The 14,841-nt window shown below is 58.7% G+C and carries 10 protein-coding genes; 6 read left to right on the top strand and 4 right to left on the bottom strand.

The genetic code is table 11. The features are described 5' to 3' along the window. Nucleotides 1-238: 238 nt before the first annotated feature. Entirely contained in the window at nt 239-2,722 is a 2,484-nt protein-coding gene (locus AM218_RS13170; protein WP_054414315.1) for a M1 family metallopeptidase, read from the top strand. A 288-nt stretch (nt 2,723-3,010) separates the two neighbouring features. Here the strand turns inward: AM218_RS13170 and AM218_RS13165 are convergent, their stop codons facing one another. Then, nucleotides 3,011-5,116, bottom strand: a complete 2,106-nt coding sequence (locus AM218_RS13165; protein WP_054414314.1) for a sigma-54-dependent Fis family transcriptional regulator — start codon at nt 5,114-5,116, stop codon at nt 3,011-3,013. Nucleotides 5,117-5,421: 305 nt separating this feature from the next. On the opposite strand from AM218_RS13165, the gene AM218_RS13160 reads away from it, so the two are divergent. From AM218_RS13160 to AM218_RS13145, 4 genes are all read left to right on the top strand, one after another. Beyond that, nucleotides 5,422-6,660, top strand: coding sequence for a TolC family protein (locus AM218_RS13160; protein ID WP_054414313.1), 1,239 nt, complete (start codon nt 5,422-5,424; stop codon nt 6,658-6,660). A 29-nt stretch (nt 6,661-6,689) separates the two neighbouring features. Further along, the gene (locus tag AM218_RS13155) at nt 6,690-7,124 is read left to right on the top strand and encodes a universal stress protein (protein ID WP_054414312.1); all 435 of its coding nucleotides are present in this window, start codon (nt 6,690-6,692) and stop codon (nt 7,122-7,124) included. A gap of 83 nt (nt 7,125-7,207) precedes the next feature. Continuing rightward, complete coding sequence (locus AM218_RS13150; protein WP_054414311.1) at nt 7,208-8,326, top strand: HlyD family secretion protein; 1,119 nt, start codon at nt 7,208-7,210, stop codon at nt 8,324-8,326. Between the two features lie 97 nt (nt 8,327-8,423). After that, the gene (locus AM218_RS13145) at nt 8,424-9,995 is read left to right on the top strand and encodes a DHA2 family efflux MFS transporter permease subunit (protein ID WP_054414310.1); all 1,572 of its coding nucleotides are present in this window, start codon (nt 8,424-8,426) and stop codon (nt 9,993-9,995) included. Nucleotides 9,996-10,199: 204 nt separating this feature from the next. On the opposite strand, the gene AM218_RS13140 is transcribed toward AM218_RS13145, so the two are convergent. Then, entirely contained in the window at nt 10,200-11,210 is a 1,011-nt protein-coding gene (locus tag AM218_RS13140) for a hypothetical protein (protein WP_231717493.1), read from the bottom strand. 177 nt (nt 11,211-11,387) lie between these two features. Between AM218_RS13140 and AM218_RS13135 the strand changes: the two genes are divergently transcribed. Beyond that, entirely contained in the window at nt 11,388-12,809 is a 1,422-nt protein-coding gene (locus AM218_RS13135) for a hypothetical protein (RefSeq protein ID WP_157547659.1), read from the top strand. Between the two features lie 93 nt (nt 12,810-12,902). Here the strand turns inward: AM218_RS13135 and AM218_RS13130 are convergent, their stop codons facing one another. Further along, entirely contained in the window at nt 12,903-14,315 is a 1,413-nt protein-coding gene (locus AM218_RS13130; protein ID WP_197273970.1) for a TonB family protein, read from the bottom strand. Beyond that, nucleotides 14,266-14,703 carry a BlaI/MecI/CopY family transcriptional regulator gene (locus tag AM218_RS13125; RefSeq protein ID WP_054414307.1) on the bottom strand — a complete coding sequence of 146 codons (438 nt, stop codon included), beginning with the start codon at nt 14,701-14,703 and terminating at the stop codon, nt 14,266-14,268. The genes AM218_RS13130 and AM218_RS13125 overlap by 50 nt, the downstream gene beginning before the upstream one ends. Between the last annotated feature and the right edge of the window lie 138 nt (nt 14,704-14,841).

Here is a 14,841-nt window from a genome sequence, read left to right as displayed (position 1 = left end):
TGCAATCGCGTTAGGCTGGCCGCTGCTATGGCAGCCTGATGCTGCCCGGCTGGAAACGCCTGGGAACATCGTTTGTAGTTAAGCATCACTAATTAGAATATACCACTACTTTTATGCAGTTTTTAAGGCTCGATGTGCTTGCGGATACCTGGAGCTCTATTCCATAAACTGCTCTGCGCGCCGGAGTAAACCATTTGACTTCCCCGACTATTCTCCCTTCCCTTTCCATTTTTTTCACATGAGAACAATCTTTACTGCTGCGGCCTGTCTGCTGAGTGCCGTTGCCATGGCGCAAACTCCGGCCGCGCCGGCTGCTGCGCCGCAGCTGCCCTACCGGGCCTCGGCTACCAAAACCAACGACCTGGTGCATACCAAGCTCGATGTGCGTTTTGACTATGCCAAGCGCTACCTCTACGGCAAGGAATGGATTACCCTGAAGCCCCACGCCTACACCACCGACTCGCTGCGCCTCGATGCCAAAGGCATGGATATCAAAACCGTATCCCTGGTGAATGGCGAGCAGCTGCAGCCGCTGAAATACAGCTACGCCGATAGCAGCAACCTGCATATCAGCCTGGGTAAAGCCATGGCGCCCGGCACCAGCTACACGGTATATATTGAGTACACCGCCAAGCCCGACGAGCTGAAAGCCAAGGGCAGCGAGGCTATTTCGGATGCCAAAGGCCTGTACTTCATTAACCCCGACAGCGCCGTGAAGGGCAAACCCGTGCAGATCTGGACGCAGGGTGAGACGGAAGCTTCTTCGGCCTGGTTTCCTACCATCGACCGGCCCAACCAGAAAACCACCTCGGAAATCAGCATGACGGTGCCCAGCAAGTACGTCACGCTGAGCAACGGCGCGCTGGTGAGCCAGAAACCTGCCGGCGCCGGCCTGCGCACCGATACTTGGAAAATGGACATGCCCCACGCCCCATATCTGTTTATGATGGCCGTGGGCGACTTCAAAATCTACAAAGACACCTGGCGCGGCAAAGAGGTGAGCTACTACCTGGAACCCAAGTATGCACCCTTCGCCAAGCAGATTTTCGGCAACACGCCCGATATGCTGGAGTTCTTCTCCACCCGCCTGGGCGTAGAGTATCCCTGGAATAAATACGCCCAGATTGTGGTGCGCGACTACGTGAGCGGCGCCATGGAAAACACCTCGGCCACCCTGCACGGCGAGTTTGTGCAGATGACCGACAAGGAGCTGCTGGACCGCGAATACCAGAACGAATCGGTAATTGCCCACGAGCTGTTTCACCAGTGGTTCGGCGACTACGTGACGGCCGAAAGCTGGAGCAACCTGACGGTAAACGAGTCGATGGCCGACTTCTCCGAAGGCCTCTACGCCGAGCATAAGTACGGCGCCGATGCCGGTGACTCCCATAACCACCGCAACCTGCGCAACTATCTGCGCAGCCCCCAGGATGCCATGAAGCCCTTAGTGCGCTTCCACTATGCCGATAAGGAAGACATGTTTGACCTGGTGAGCTACCAGAAAGGCGGTGCTATTCTGGACATGCTGCGCACCTACCTCGGCGACGACGTGTTTTTTGCCGGCCTGCAGAAATACCTGAAGGATAATGCCCTGGGCAACGGTGAGGCCCACCAGATGCGCCTGGCCATGGAAGCCGTTTCGGGCAAAGACCTGAACTGGTTCTACAACCAGTGGTACTACGGCACCGGCCACCCTGTGGTAACTATTGATTATGCCTGGGATGCTGCCAAAAAAGTGCAGTCCGTAACCGTGAAGCAGAACCAGCCCGGTCAGATCTTCCAGCTGCCCTTCGCCATTGATTATTGGGTGAATGGCAAGCCCCAGCGCCAGCGCGTAATGATGACCGAGGCTACCCAGACCTTCTCGATGCCCCTGGCTGCCAAGCCTATGCTGGTGGATGTAGACGCCGAAAAGACCCTGGTATGGCAGCAGACGGATAACAAGCCCCTCACGGAGTATGTGTACCAGTACGCCCACGCCCCGCTATATGTAGCCCGCCGCGAAGCCCTGCTGGCCGCCGACGCCAAGCAAACTACCGATGCCGCCGCTCGCACCCTGTTGCTGGCCGGCCTGAACGACAAGTTCAACAACCTGCGCATGGTAGTGGCCGAGCGCCTGAAGATGGAAGACAAAGCCGTAGCTAAAGCAGCTGCCCCGGCTCTGCGCAAGCGCGCTGCAATGGAGAAAGATCCGCACACCCTGGCTCTCATGCTCTCCGCCCTGGCCAAGATGAAGGATAAGAAGGATGAGAAGCTCTTCACCAAGCAGCTGAATACCAGCGAGTCGTACGTGGTGCAGGCAGCGGCGCTGCAGGCCCTGGCTACCGTAAACCCCAAAGCAGCCCTTAGCAAGGCCCAGACGCTGGAAAGCACCGATCAGAGCGCACTGAGCCAGGCCGTGGTAGGCGTATATGGCAAAGCAGGCGGAGCAAGCCAGTGGAACTACGTGCGCGATAAGTTCGACGCTGCCAACACCAATGGTAAGTTCTCTTACTTCGAAGGCATGGGCTCTATGCTGGCGCGCCTCGATGACCCGAAGGCTTTTGCCGAAGACGTAGACCGTCTGAAAGAGCTGGCCGTGAAGTACAAGAAGTACGGAGTAGATCAGCCCGTTATGGGTATGATCCAGGCCGCTGTAAAGGAGCAGGCCGGCAAGCCCAACGCAGCTGCTAACCAGGCAGTGGCTGAAAAGGCAATTGCTGAGATTCAGGCCGCTAAGTAAGGCACTGATTCTTCAAGCTAAGTAAAACAGAAGGCCGTTCTGACGTTAGTCGGAGCGGCCTTCTGTTTTTGTTGTCAGCCGTCATGCTGAGTGCCGCCGAAGCCTCTCGCGTGCTGACTCTGTTGGGAAAAAGAATGTAATGTCGAGCATGTGGCGCATCAAGCCAGGATCGAGACATCTCGCGTGATGAGGTTGTGGTAGTATACCACACTAGCGAGATGCTTCGGCGGCACTCAGCATGACGGCTGAAGGAAGTATGAATCAGTAATCAGTAGCCACGGGTTCTTTCTATTCTCCTGCCACCACCGTGCGCCGGATGCCCAGCTTTTTCATGCGGGCTTCCAGGGTTTTGGGGTTGATATCGAGCAACACGGCCGCGCCGTTGGGCCCGCTTACGCGGCCACCGGTAAGCTGCAGCGCCGCCAGAATATGCTGCCGCTCCTGCTCCTTCAACGTAAGCAGGGGTGAAGAAAAATCGGGCAGAGCAGGACTGGCCTGGGCGGCCGTGGCAGAGAAGCCGGCAAACTCCAGAAATGGTCCCTGGCTTACAATCACGGCCTGCTCCAGTACGTGCTCCAGCTCCCGGATATTGCCGGGCCAGGAGTATGCCCGCAGCGCCTGCAAATCCCGCTCGCGCAGGCCCCGTACCGGGCGGCCCATCTGCTTGGTGAAGCGTTCCAGAAAGTAGCGGGCGAGGGGCTCAATATCCTCGGGCCGCTCGCGCAGGGCGGGCAGACGTACCGGAAACACGTTCAGGCGGTAGTACAAATCGGCGCGGAAGCGGCCGGCGGCTACCTCGTCTTCCAGCACGCGGTTGGTGGCGGCAATTACGCGGGCATTGCTGTGAATTACCCGTTGCCCGCCAATGCGCTCAAACTCCTTTTCCTGCAGCACCCGCAGCAGCTTGGCCTGCAAATCCAGGGGCAGCTCGCCTACCTCATCCAGGAAAATAGTGCCGCCATCGGCCAGCTCAAACTTGCCCATGCGCCGGTCGGTAGCGCCGGTAAAGGAGCCTTTTTCGTGCCCGAAAAGCTCGCTTTCGATAAGCTGGGCCGGCAGGGCGGCGCAGTTCAGCTTAATAAGCGCCCGCTCGTGGCGGGGGGAAAGGTGGTGCAGGGCCCGGGCAATCAGCTCTTTGCCCGTGCCCGTTTCGCCGGTAATGAGCACGGTGGTATCGGTGGGGGCCACCTGGGCCACGCGCCTGAGCACGGCCTGCATCACGGGGCTGTTGCCGATGACTTCCTCAAAGTTGGTGGTGGTGTTGATTTCGTCGATCAGGTAGGTGCGCTCCTGCTCCACCTGGGTGCGCAGCGCCTCAATCTGCTCAAAGGCAAACAAGTTTTCCAGGGCCAGCGCAATCTGAGGTACCAGACTCAGCACCACGTCCAGGTCCTCCTGCCGGAAGGCGTCGGGGCGGGAGTCGGCCAGGGAGAGCACGGCCGCGCCGTCGGGGCGGTTCCAGATGGGAGCTATCAGCAGGGCACGGGTATTGTGCTGCTCCCGCACCTGCCGCATAAGCGGGTAGCGGCGGGCCAGCGCATCAAACTCTTGGTTGGTATAGATGGCGGGCTTAAGCCACAGGTGGGCCACCTGCTGGTGCATTCGCTCCCGCTCTTCCAGGTTGGGGCCACGGTCTGGGTCCAGCGCCTGAAACGGCGCCTTTTCCGCCGGGCGGGAAAACTCCGCAAACGCCTTCAGCGGCTCGCCATTGCGCTGCACCCGAATGCCAAAATACTGGAACGGCACCACCTGGCTCAGCTCCTGTACTACTGCTTTAAACAGCGGTTCCCGTTCCTTGATGCTGAGCAGCACGTTATTCACGGCCAGCTGCAGCGACTTTTCCCGCTCGCGCTGGGCTACTTCTTCAAATGCCAGCGTGTTGGAAATAGCGCTGGCCACCAGGCTGCCGATTTTTTCCATCAGGTCCCGATCAGCGGGCGGCAGTTCCGGGTGGCGGCGAGCCGCCAGGGCCATAAAGCCTATCAGGGTACCCGCGGTGCGCAGGGGAACCACCGTGAGGTAGTGCATGCCATTGGTGAGCATGCGCTGAAAAGCAGTGGAGTCAGGGTAAGTTCTGCTGGCCTGGGCTATGTCCATCACCTGCACCACGGGGTTTTGCAGCATTAATTCAACCGGCGAGCCCGCCACGGGGGTGCGCTGGGGCCGGTCGCGGGGCAGCAGGTCCGCCTCCTCCCCGGAAGATTCATTGAAATACTGCCGCAGGAAAATCCGCTTGTGCTGCAGGCCGGGGTCCAGGGTGACTACGGCAATCATATCAAAAGGGAAAATAAGGCGCAGCTTTTCGGTTACAATCTGAAAAAGTGAGTCCTTATCCCGGGTGGTGGCAATGGCTTCGTTGAGGTAAAGCAGCAGGGATTCGTCTTCGGCAATCATGAGTTCGGGTCTTTAATCCTCATATATCAGGAATGTATTTATAGGAAATCCTGATATATGAGAAAAACGTGCCTGGGATAATTAGGTTCGAAATCAGCTTTGAAAAAAATAAAAGCCTCTTCTACGTCTATAAAAGGCGTTTTTGGAGCAAAAAATCTGGTTGGGCTGGCTCTGGCACATAGTTAGGTAAGCAGTCGGCACACACAAGCTGATTGACCATGCTTTCCCGACCTTCACTCGCTGTTCCGCTATTAGCTTTTGGGCTGATGCTGGCCGGCAGCGCGAATGCCCAACAAGGACCTGTTTTGTCCGATTCTCTGACCCTAGACGGCACCATCCGCTCGGTGCTGGATGCTAACCCGTCTATTACCTCCCTAGAAGAAGAAGTAAACGCCGCTACCAGCCGCGTGCAGCAAACCCGCGGCGGCTTCCTACCCCAGGTAACCGGTACGGCTACGTACACCCGCATCGACCCGGTAGTAAAGCTGCAACTGGCGCCCGATGCGCCGGAATTCCAGCTGGCGCCCAACAATAACTACGATGCCCACATCACCCTGCAATATGGGCTGCTGGACTTCGGTAAAAAGGAAGCCTCCTATAACCTGGCCGAAAGCCGCCGGCTAACGGCCCAGGACCAGATTGCCGTAACGCGCCGCGACCTGGCTTATGCGGCCGCCCAGGCTTACTATAATATCCTGTTTGTGCGTGAAAGCATTAAGGTGCAGGACCAGCAGATTGCCTCCCTGCGCCAGCATGAGCGCGAGATGGAAAAGCGCGTGGAAGGAGGTGTCAGCACCAAGTTTGATGTGACCACCACCCAGGTACGCATCACGCAGGCCGAAAACGTGAAGATTGACCTCCAGAACCAGCTGCGCAACCAGCAGGTACAGCTGGCCCGCCTGCTGCATAAGCCGGAGTATGTGGAAGTGCCCGTGCGTGGCACGCTGGCCTTCCAGCCGCAGGCCGTAGACGTGGAGGCGGCCCTGGCCAGAGCCACCGAGACCCGCCCAGAAATTAAAATGGCCCGCGACGCGGAAAACACCGCGGCCATGAACCTGAAGTTTGTGGAGCGCAGCAACAAGCCCGTGCTGGGCGTGGGTGCGCAGCTGGGCGGCAAAAACGGCTACCTGCCTAACCTGGAGAAGTTTCGCCCCAACTCCGTGGGCGTGGTGCAACTCTCGGTGCCCATTTATGATGGCAACAAAAACAAAAACCAGCGGGTAGAGGCGCAGGCCAACATCCGGGGGGCGCAGGCCCGCATTCAGGATGCCCAGGAGCAGGTGCGCGCCGATGTGCGCCAGGCGGCCAACAACCTGCAGTCCAGCACCGCGCGCTACAACAATGCCGTGGTGCAGATTAACCAGGCCAGTGATGCCCTGACCCGTGCCAAAGCCCGCTACCGCTACGATGTAGGTACTAACCTGGACGTGCTGGACGCGGAAACCTCGCTGGCGCAGGCCCGCCTGGCCCGCCTGCAGGCTATTTACAACTACACCCAGGGTCAGTACCAGCTGAAGCGCGCCACCGGCGAGCAAATCTGGTAATTACTTCTCCCCGGTTACACCCCACGCCCATGAACCTGTCGCTGATTCTTTGCCCGCTTGATTTCTCGGCTGTATCTACGCCGCTGGTCGCCTATGCGGCAGCGTTGGCGGCCGGCACCGGGGCTGAGCTGTACCTGCTGCATGTGCTGGAGCCTCAGCCTACACTAACGGTACCGGCTACCGGCACCGACGAAGCAAACGGGCAGCTGGCCCTCTACCGCACCCAGGCCGAAGAGGCCGGCGCGCGGGTGAGCACCGGCCTGCTGCAGGGCGAGGCACCCGTAGAAATTGTGGCCGAAGCCCAAACCCGCCACGCCGACCTGATTGTTATCGGAACACACGGACAGACCGGCCTCACCCGCTTTCTGGTGGGTAGCACGGCCGAGGCCGTGGTCCGTAAGGCCGCCTGCGCCACCTTGCTGGTGAAGGCCTGCCCCGCCAAGGAATACCGCCAGTCGGCGTAGCTTTTGAAGGAAGCGTAGGGCGTTAAGTCCCGGGCTTCCTGCATCTTCTTTTTGTCAACACATCCTCTCCAATATTTTTTGCCATGGCAACCCCCGTTCATCAAGAGCCAGCTGTAGCCGCCGCTTCGCAACCCGTTGGCCCGCCGCCTTATGATACTGCCGTAGAAGAGCAGCCGGCCGGCCGCTCCAAGCGCCCTTTTATTATGGCCATTCTGGCCCTAGTGCTGCTGGTTGGTGCCTATTATGGCTGGCAGCGCTACCAGTTTGGTCAGCATCATGAAGAAACCGACGACGCCCAAGTAGAAGGCGACGTGTACCCCATTCTGCCCCGCGTGGGCGGCCCGGTGCTGGAAGTAAAAGTGCAGGATAACCAGGTGGTAAAAGCCGGCGACATGCTTATCACACTGGACCCTGCTGATTATCAGCAGCGAGTAAACTCCGCCCAGGCGGCTTTGGCCGCGGCGCAGGCAAACGTAACGGCGGCCCGGGCGGCCGTGGGTACGGCCCAGGCCAATGTCAGCTCCGCGCAGTCGGCTATTGGCGTGAGTGATGCCACCCGCTCCAAGCTGCAAAAAGACCTCAAGCGCAGTCAGTTCCTGCGGAAGGAAGACATCATTCCGCAGAGCGAGTTGGATGCCGTGCAGGCCAACCTGAAATCGAGTAGCGCCCAGCGGGCCACGGCCACTAACCAGGTGAGCGTAGCCCGCCAGCAGGTAGAAGCCGCCCAGCAGCAGGTAGCCGTGGCCCAGGCCATTGTAAAGCAGCGCCAGGCCGACCTCGACAATGCTATGCTGCAGCTTAGCTACACCACTATTAAGGCGCCCGGCAACGGCATTGTAAGCAAGAAAAGTGTGCAGCCCGGCCAGGTAGTACAGCCCGGCCAGCAGTTGATGGGTCTGGTAGCCAGCGAGAAAACCTGGGTGGTTGCCAACTTCAAAGAAACCCAGCTGACCCACATGAAAGTAGGCCAGCCCGTGGAAGTAGAAGTAGATGCTTACCCCGATCAAAAGTTCGAAGGCCACATCGAGTCGCTCTCAGCCGCTACCGGGGCGCGTTTTGCCCTGCTGCCTCCGGATAATGCTTCCGGCAACTTCGTGAAAGTAACCCAGCGCGTGCCTGTGAAAATTGTGCTGGATAAAGCAGACCCCGAGCACCCGCTGCGCGCCGGCATGAGCGTGACGGCTACGGTGGAGGTCAAATAGCCCATCAGCGGCCTGGTGCCGGCAACCCGGAATTGGTTCTTGACAGAACCGGCTTTCCTCTTGCTGCCGACGCCAGGCCGCTGCCAATTGAAATTACATGGAAACTGGATTTACCAAGTGGATCATCGTTATTACGGTAGTCATGTGCTGCTTGCTGGAGCTGATTGATACCAGCATTGTGAACGTGGCGCTTACCCAGATGATGGGTAACCTCTCGGCCACGCAGCAGGAGGTAAGCTGGGTGGTGGCGTCCTACGCCATTGCCAACGTTATTGTAATTCCAATGACGGGCTTTCTGGCCGAGCAGTTCGGCCGCAAGAATTACTATCTGTTCTCGGTGATACTCTTCACCCTGGCCTCGGTAGCGTGCGGCCAGAGCACCAACATCTGGGAGCTGGTGGCTTTCCGCTTTGTGCAGGGCATTGGCGGCGGCGCCCTGATGGCTACCTCGCAGGCTATTCTGATTGATACTTTCCCGCCTAGTCAGCTGGCCCTGGGCCAGGCGCTGTTTGGCATGGGCGTTATTATTGGCCCCACCATTGGCCCTACGCTGGGCGGCTGGATTGTAGATAACTATGACTGGCCCTGGATTTTCTACGTGAACGTGCCGGTCGGCATTATGGCCTCCATCTTCACGGTGCTGTTTATCCGGGACCCGGAGCGCATCAAGAATGCCATACCCAGGCCCCTGCGCGAAATTGACTGGGCGGGTGTCTTTCTGCTGATCATGGGCGTAGGCTCATTGCAGTACGTGCTGGAACAGGGCGAAAGCAAAGACTGGTTTGAGGACCCCATCATCCTGCTCTTTACCCTGCTCACGGTGATTGGCCTGGTGGGCTTTATCTGGCGCGAGCTGACGGCCGAGCACCCCATTGTAGACCTGCGGGTGCTGGGCAAAAGCCGCAACCTGGCCGTGGGGGCATTCCTGTCCTTTATTCTGGGATTCGGGCTGTTTGCCTCGGTGTTTGTATTCCCCATTTTCTGTCAGCGCATTCTAGGCTTTTCGGCCGCGCAGACCGGGGAAATTCTGCTGCCGGGCGCGCTGCTCTCGGGCTTTATGATGCCGGTGGTGGGAAAGGCCATTCAGAAGGGTGTGTCACAGAAGTTTATGCTGCCCCTGGGCTTCGTTATCTTCTTCTTTTTCTCTTACTGGATGAGCACGCAGATTTCGCCCACGGCCGGCGAAAGTGACTTCTTCTGGCCGCTGCTGCTGCGCGGCCTGGGGCTGAGCCTGCTGTTTCTGCCCATCACCACCATGTCGTTGGCGGGTATCAGCGGGAAAGATGCCGGCCAGGCCGCTGGTCTTACCGGTATGATTCGTCAGCTGGGCGGCTCGTTTGGCGTGGCGCTGGTGGGTACCTACCTGGAGCGCACCACCATGCAGAACCGGGTGAGCCTGCTGCCCAATATCTCCCTCTACGACCCCGAAACCCAGCAGCGGCTGCAGGGCCTCACCGCCAGCTTTATGGCCAAAGGCGCCAGCCTAATGCAGGCCCAGCAGCAGGCCTACGCCGCTCTGGAAGGCATGCTGATGAAGCAAACCGCCCTCATCACCTACTCCCAAACGTTCCTGATGATTGGCACTTTCTTCCTGATCTGCATTCCGCTCATCTTCCTAGTGAAGCGGGCCAAGCCGGGCGAGAAAGTAGACCTGAACGCAGCGCACTAAGCATTAGAACAGTGAGTTGGTGAAATGGTGAGTTCTCCATTCCGGTTTACCGGGGTAGAAGCTCGTTTTAAGTCAGCTGATAAACCAAGAGGCCCGTTAGCTAAGCTAATGGGCCTCTTGGTTTATGGAGTAGTCAATCGTGGGAGAAGATGATTGAGCAGTGAGCACATCAACTCACCATTTCACCAACTCCCAAGCTCATGGCTACTGGTACTGAATGTACAGCGGCTTAGGCGTCAGTTCCGACAGAACCTCTTTGGGCGTCATGATGTGGTGGGGCTTGGGCCGGGCATCATACTCGTAGAATAGCTTGAAGCCGGTGTACTGCACGGGCTCGGTCTGGATGTAGTCGTGGTAGGAGTCCTTCTTCAGCGTCGGCTCGCCGTGGCCGTCCATGTGCATCACAATCTGCACGCGTGGGTCAAGCTTGATGTTTTTGTAGTTGGTAATCATCTTCCGGGTGAAGCGGTGCACCGTCAGCACTTTGGGCGGCAGGTTATTTTCGCTCACGATGCGGGCCAGGAAGCTCACGGCGTAGTTCACGTCCTTGGCATCAAGCGTGCCTATTTTCTGGTTGGGGCGCACGCCGGGCATGGTGGACAGTGAAAACTCGGGGTCGATGCCGAGGTGCACGATTGGGTCCTTCAGGTATTGCTCCAGCTTGGGCAGCTCGGCCTGCAGCGTGCTGTGACCGGGCTGCACGTCCAGAAACAGAATGCAGTTGTGCTCCTTGGCCCACTTCATTACTTCCGCAATGGTGGCTTTGGAGTTCATCAGGCGCCACTTGCCATCCTTGCCGGGCGTGCCCTGGGCCGTGATGGTTACGTTGTGCAGGGCCGCCTGTACGGGAATGGAAGGGTCGGCCGCCTGCCACTCAGCCAGCACTTTCTCAAACTTGCGGAACATCTGGTCCTTTGGCTCGCGACCCAGAATGCCCATACCCTTCGAGCGGATATTGCCATAGAAGGCAATGATGCGCTTGCCCGGCAGAATGGCGCCCGGCAGCTGGCCGTTGGCCTTCACAATAGAATCCGCCTTCACGGAGTCGCGCAGCATAGCTTGCTTTTTCAGGGCCAGCGTATCTACCACCACGGGCTTGGCAGCCTCCAGCGTTGCTTTGGTATCTGGGGTTTCACCATCGGTGCGGGTGCCGCAGCCAGAAAGGGAAGTAAGCGAAAAAGCGAGGCCCAAGGAAGCCAGCGCGGGAGCCGTCAAGCGGGTTAAGGTCCTGAAATACAACACTGAAAAGAAGAAGAATTGAAATCAAATTGTATTGCGAAGGTACTGCATTTAGCTTGAAGGTACCGGATAAATATTTGAGACTTCTCCGTTTTTGGACTCTTTTTCTAGGTTACGGTCAGCTAACTTGCCGCCGCATTTATAAAAATAGTTATGCGTTATTTGCTTCGTCTCATTTTAGTGATGAGTGTTGGTTTAGGTCTGCAGCAGCAGGCAAAAGCTCAAAAAGTGACGGTCGATAGTATTCGGCTGGCCCGCCTGGGTGGGCTGTATCTGCCCAGTGTCCAGCGCGCCCTCATGTTCTCTTTAGAGCCGCAGAGCTCCAAAACCACCCGCCTCCGCCACTACGTCTTCGACCCCGCTCTGCAGCGCCGTCACCGTCGCGACCTGTACCTGCCCGGCTCCCTGCAAATGGTGAATGCCGCCAGCAGCCGCTACCATTCCCTGTACCAGCTCCGGCGCCGGGGCACCGATTCTATTCTGACGGTGGTAGTAGATACCACCGGGCAGCTGGTGGCCCGCCAGAGCGTGCGGCAGCGCATGCTGCCCTGGCGGGAATTGCACGGTGCTATGGCACCGCTTTCTGAAGGTTTTCTGCTGGAAGAGCCCAGCCGCAAGCACGAGCAGGTACTGGTGCGCTACCTTGCCCCGGACCTGCAAAGCCGCTGGACGCACCGCTTTACCGCCGCTACGGGCCGGGTGGCCATTGAACAGGTAGTAATGGACAGCACCCACGTATGGTTAGTAGTGACCACCAACGTGCAAAGCCGCTTAGCGGAGTCTAAGGCGTATTGCCTGGAGCTAGCCACCGGGCACGTGCTCTGCCGCCAGGCCGTAGATTACCAGCAGGAGCGACGGGTGCCCAGCGTGGCTAGTATGGGCCCGGGCCACAGCCTGTTGCTGGCCGGCTATTCCTACGATAACAACCGGCCCAGCCGCACCAAGACCGGCCAGCTGTTTTACACCCGGTTTAACCCCGATAGCACCCGACAGGCAGATCAGCGCGTGCTCCTCTCGCAGGACGCTCGCCTCTTCACGGCGCAGGGCCGGAAAGTGCTTTGGCAGGGCCTCATGCCGGATGCCGCCGGCAACGTGCGGCTGGTGGGCGAAACTTACACAAGTACTTCCCTGGGCGGGCACATTGCCATTGGGGTAGCTACTGGTATTCTGACGCTGGGTACGCTTCAGGTCAGCACCACTACGCTGCGTCCGCGGGATATCGTCTCCCTGAAAATGACGGCGGCCGGTAAGGTAGAAGAAGTTCGGGTGCTGCCGCTGCCCGATGGCGGCAGCTACACGGTAGGCGGCTACGTGCCGGCCCGCCGCATGGCCATTCTGGCCGCGCAGGCCGGCACCTTCCGGCTGCGCGGTTTCGCCCCCGACAGCAACCGGGTAATTCTTCGCTCAGAACGGCGCATCCTCACCTTCAATACGCAGTCCGGGCAGTCCGTTACCGTACAGGAAACGCCCGCTTCAGGGTACTTCGATGTGTGGCATACCGAGCCCTCCCAACTGTTGCTGTATCATGAGCAGCGCATGCCCCAGCGAGTAACCCTGCAACAGATAGCCTACTAAAACTCTTCTCCGATTTGGTAGATAAATTCTGCTAGCTAAGCAAAAAGCGCCACCCAGAACTCTGGGTGGCGCTTTTTGCTTAGCTATAAAGTGTTAGCGTAGCGCAAAGGTGATGGGAACGGCAAACTGCACCGCTACCCGCTTGCCTTTGTTAAGGCCCGGTGTCCATTTGCCCGGCAGCTCGCGCACTACCCGCAAGGCTTCTTCATTCAGGGTGGTGGCTGCTGCCTGCTGCCCCGCTGCGGCCGTTACGCCTCGTTCCAATTTCACGGCGCTTATACTGCCATCGGTATTTACTATAAAGCTTACCAGGGCCTTGCCCTGAAGCTTTTGTTGCACTGCCACGGCGGGGTACCGCGTATTTTTTAGAAGAGCAGAGAAAAGCGCCGTTTGCCCACCAGGGTATTCCGGCATCACCTCAACATTTGAAAGAGCCGGGGGTGGGGGCGGTGGTGGGGTGTCAGCGGCATTGGTGGTGTAAGGTGGCGGTGGCGGCGGTGGGGGCGTCCCGTATTGGGAATCTTTACTGGTAGCCGTGGTGGCCGGCTTATCTAGGTCCGGGGCATTTTCGCAGGCAACAGCCACGAATAAGATGGCACCAATGGGGAGCAGCAGCCACTGCTTCCAGCGCCGTGCAGGCGTTTGGGAGGTAAGCATACGAATACGGGTTAAGGTGAAGGATTGGGTAAAAGAATGGGTAAGTGGTAAGTCCGGGTGCAGCTGGCGCAGCGCCAGGCGGGCCAACAGGGCCGTGTAGGATTCTGCCACGGGAGCAGCCGGGGAAGAAGCCGTAGCACGCAGCGCCTGCTCATCGGCCAGAAACTCATGCACCAGCGCTAAAGCCGGGGGATAGAAATGAATAAAAGGGCAGAACCATAGCAGGGCCTGGGTCGCCTCCAGACTCAGCCGCTCCCAGGAGTGACCCTGCTGCACGTGGGCCAGCTCATGGGCCAGCACCACCCGGGCCTCATCGGAGGAAAGAGTAGTAGAATCATCCCAGAAAACCCAGCGGCCAAAGGAGCTGGTAGGGCGCCGCCCACCGGTGTGCACCAGTACATAGCCGGGCCGGGCCTCCCGGGGAAAGCGGCGGGCGGCCAGCCACAGATGCAGCAGGTGTGTGCCTAGCCGCATAAGCACAACAAGTACCCCGGTCAGATAAAGGAGAAGGAGCGAGGAGGGCAGCCACTCCGGCAGCTGAGTTGCAAGATTGGCCCCCGCTGCGCCGGATGATATAGTCAGCTCGGGCAGCAGGCCGCCATTCAGCAGCCCGTTGGCGGGATTTTGAATAGCCGGGAGCCACGGCTTCAGCAGTGCCAGTAAGCCCGGTAGCCCCAGCGCCAGCCAGGGGGTGAAGAGCAGGAAGCGGCGGTTAAAAGTAAAGAAGCGCTCCTGCCGCAGCGCATAGCGGTATAGCAGCCAGCAGGCCCCCAGACACAGGGTGCTTTGCAGCATCCAGCTAAGCAGCGGGAGCATTGTCGTCGGCGCGAGGGGCAGAACCTGGTTCATCGGCGGGCGGGGTTGAGGGTGGCGAAGACTGGGCATGCCGCAGCAACTCGTCGAGCTGGGCAGCATCGAGGTTTTCTTCCTGGGCGAAAAAGGAAACCAGCCGGGAGAAGGAGCCCCCGAAGTAGCCGCCCAGCAGCTTGCCCAGGGAAAACCGCCGATAAGCATCCTGCGCTACAATAGGGAAGTAGCGGTGCGTGCGGCCAAAGGCTTCGTGGTCTACAAAGCCTTTCTGCTCCAGAATGCGGATAATGGTGGATACCGTATTGTAGGCCGGCGTAGGGGCCGGTAGCTCGGGCACCACGTCCTTCACGTAGGAAGGGCCACGGCGCCAGAGCACCTGCATTACTTGCTCCTCGGCACGGGTTAGCTCAGGAAAGGAAGGTTGCATAGCAGAGGTTGATGAGAAGTGATATCAATGTATAACTAATATTTTAGTTATACAACTAAGTTTTTAATTAAAGTTTTAAATCTCGCTTTTCGTAGGGCGTGGAGCAGGGGAGGGCGCACGAGGGCAGGATGAATTATT

It is taken from the genome of Hymenobacter sp. DG25A, from assembly GCF_001280305.1.
In the GTDB taxonomy this organism is placed as follows: Bacteria; Bacteroidota; Bacteroidia; order Cytophagales; family Hymenobacteraceae; genus Hymenobacter.
Note: the sequence above shows the minus strand (reverse complement) of the source record. Positions and strands in the feature narration are given on the sequence as shown.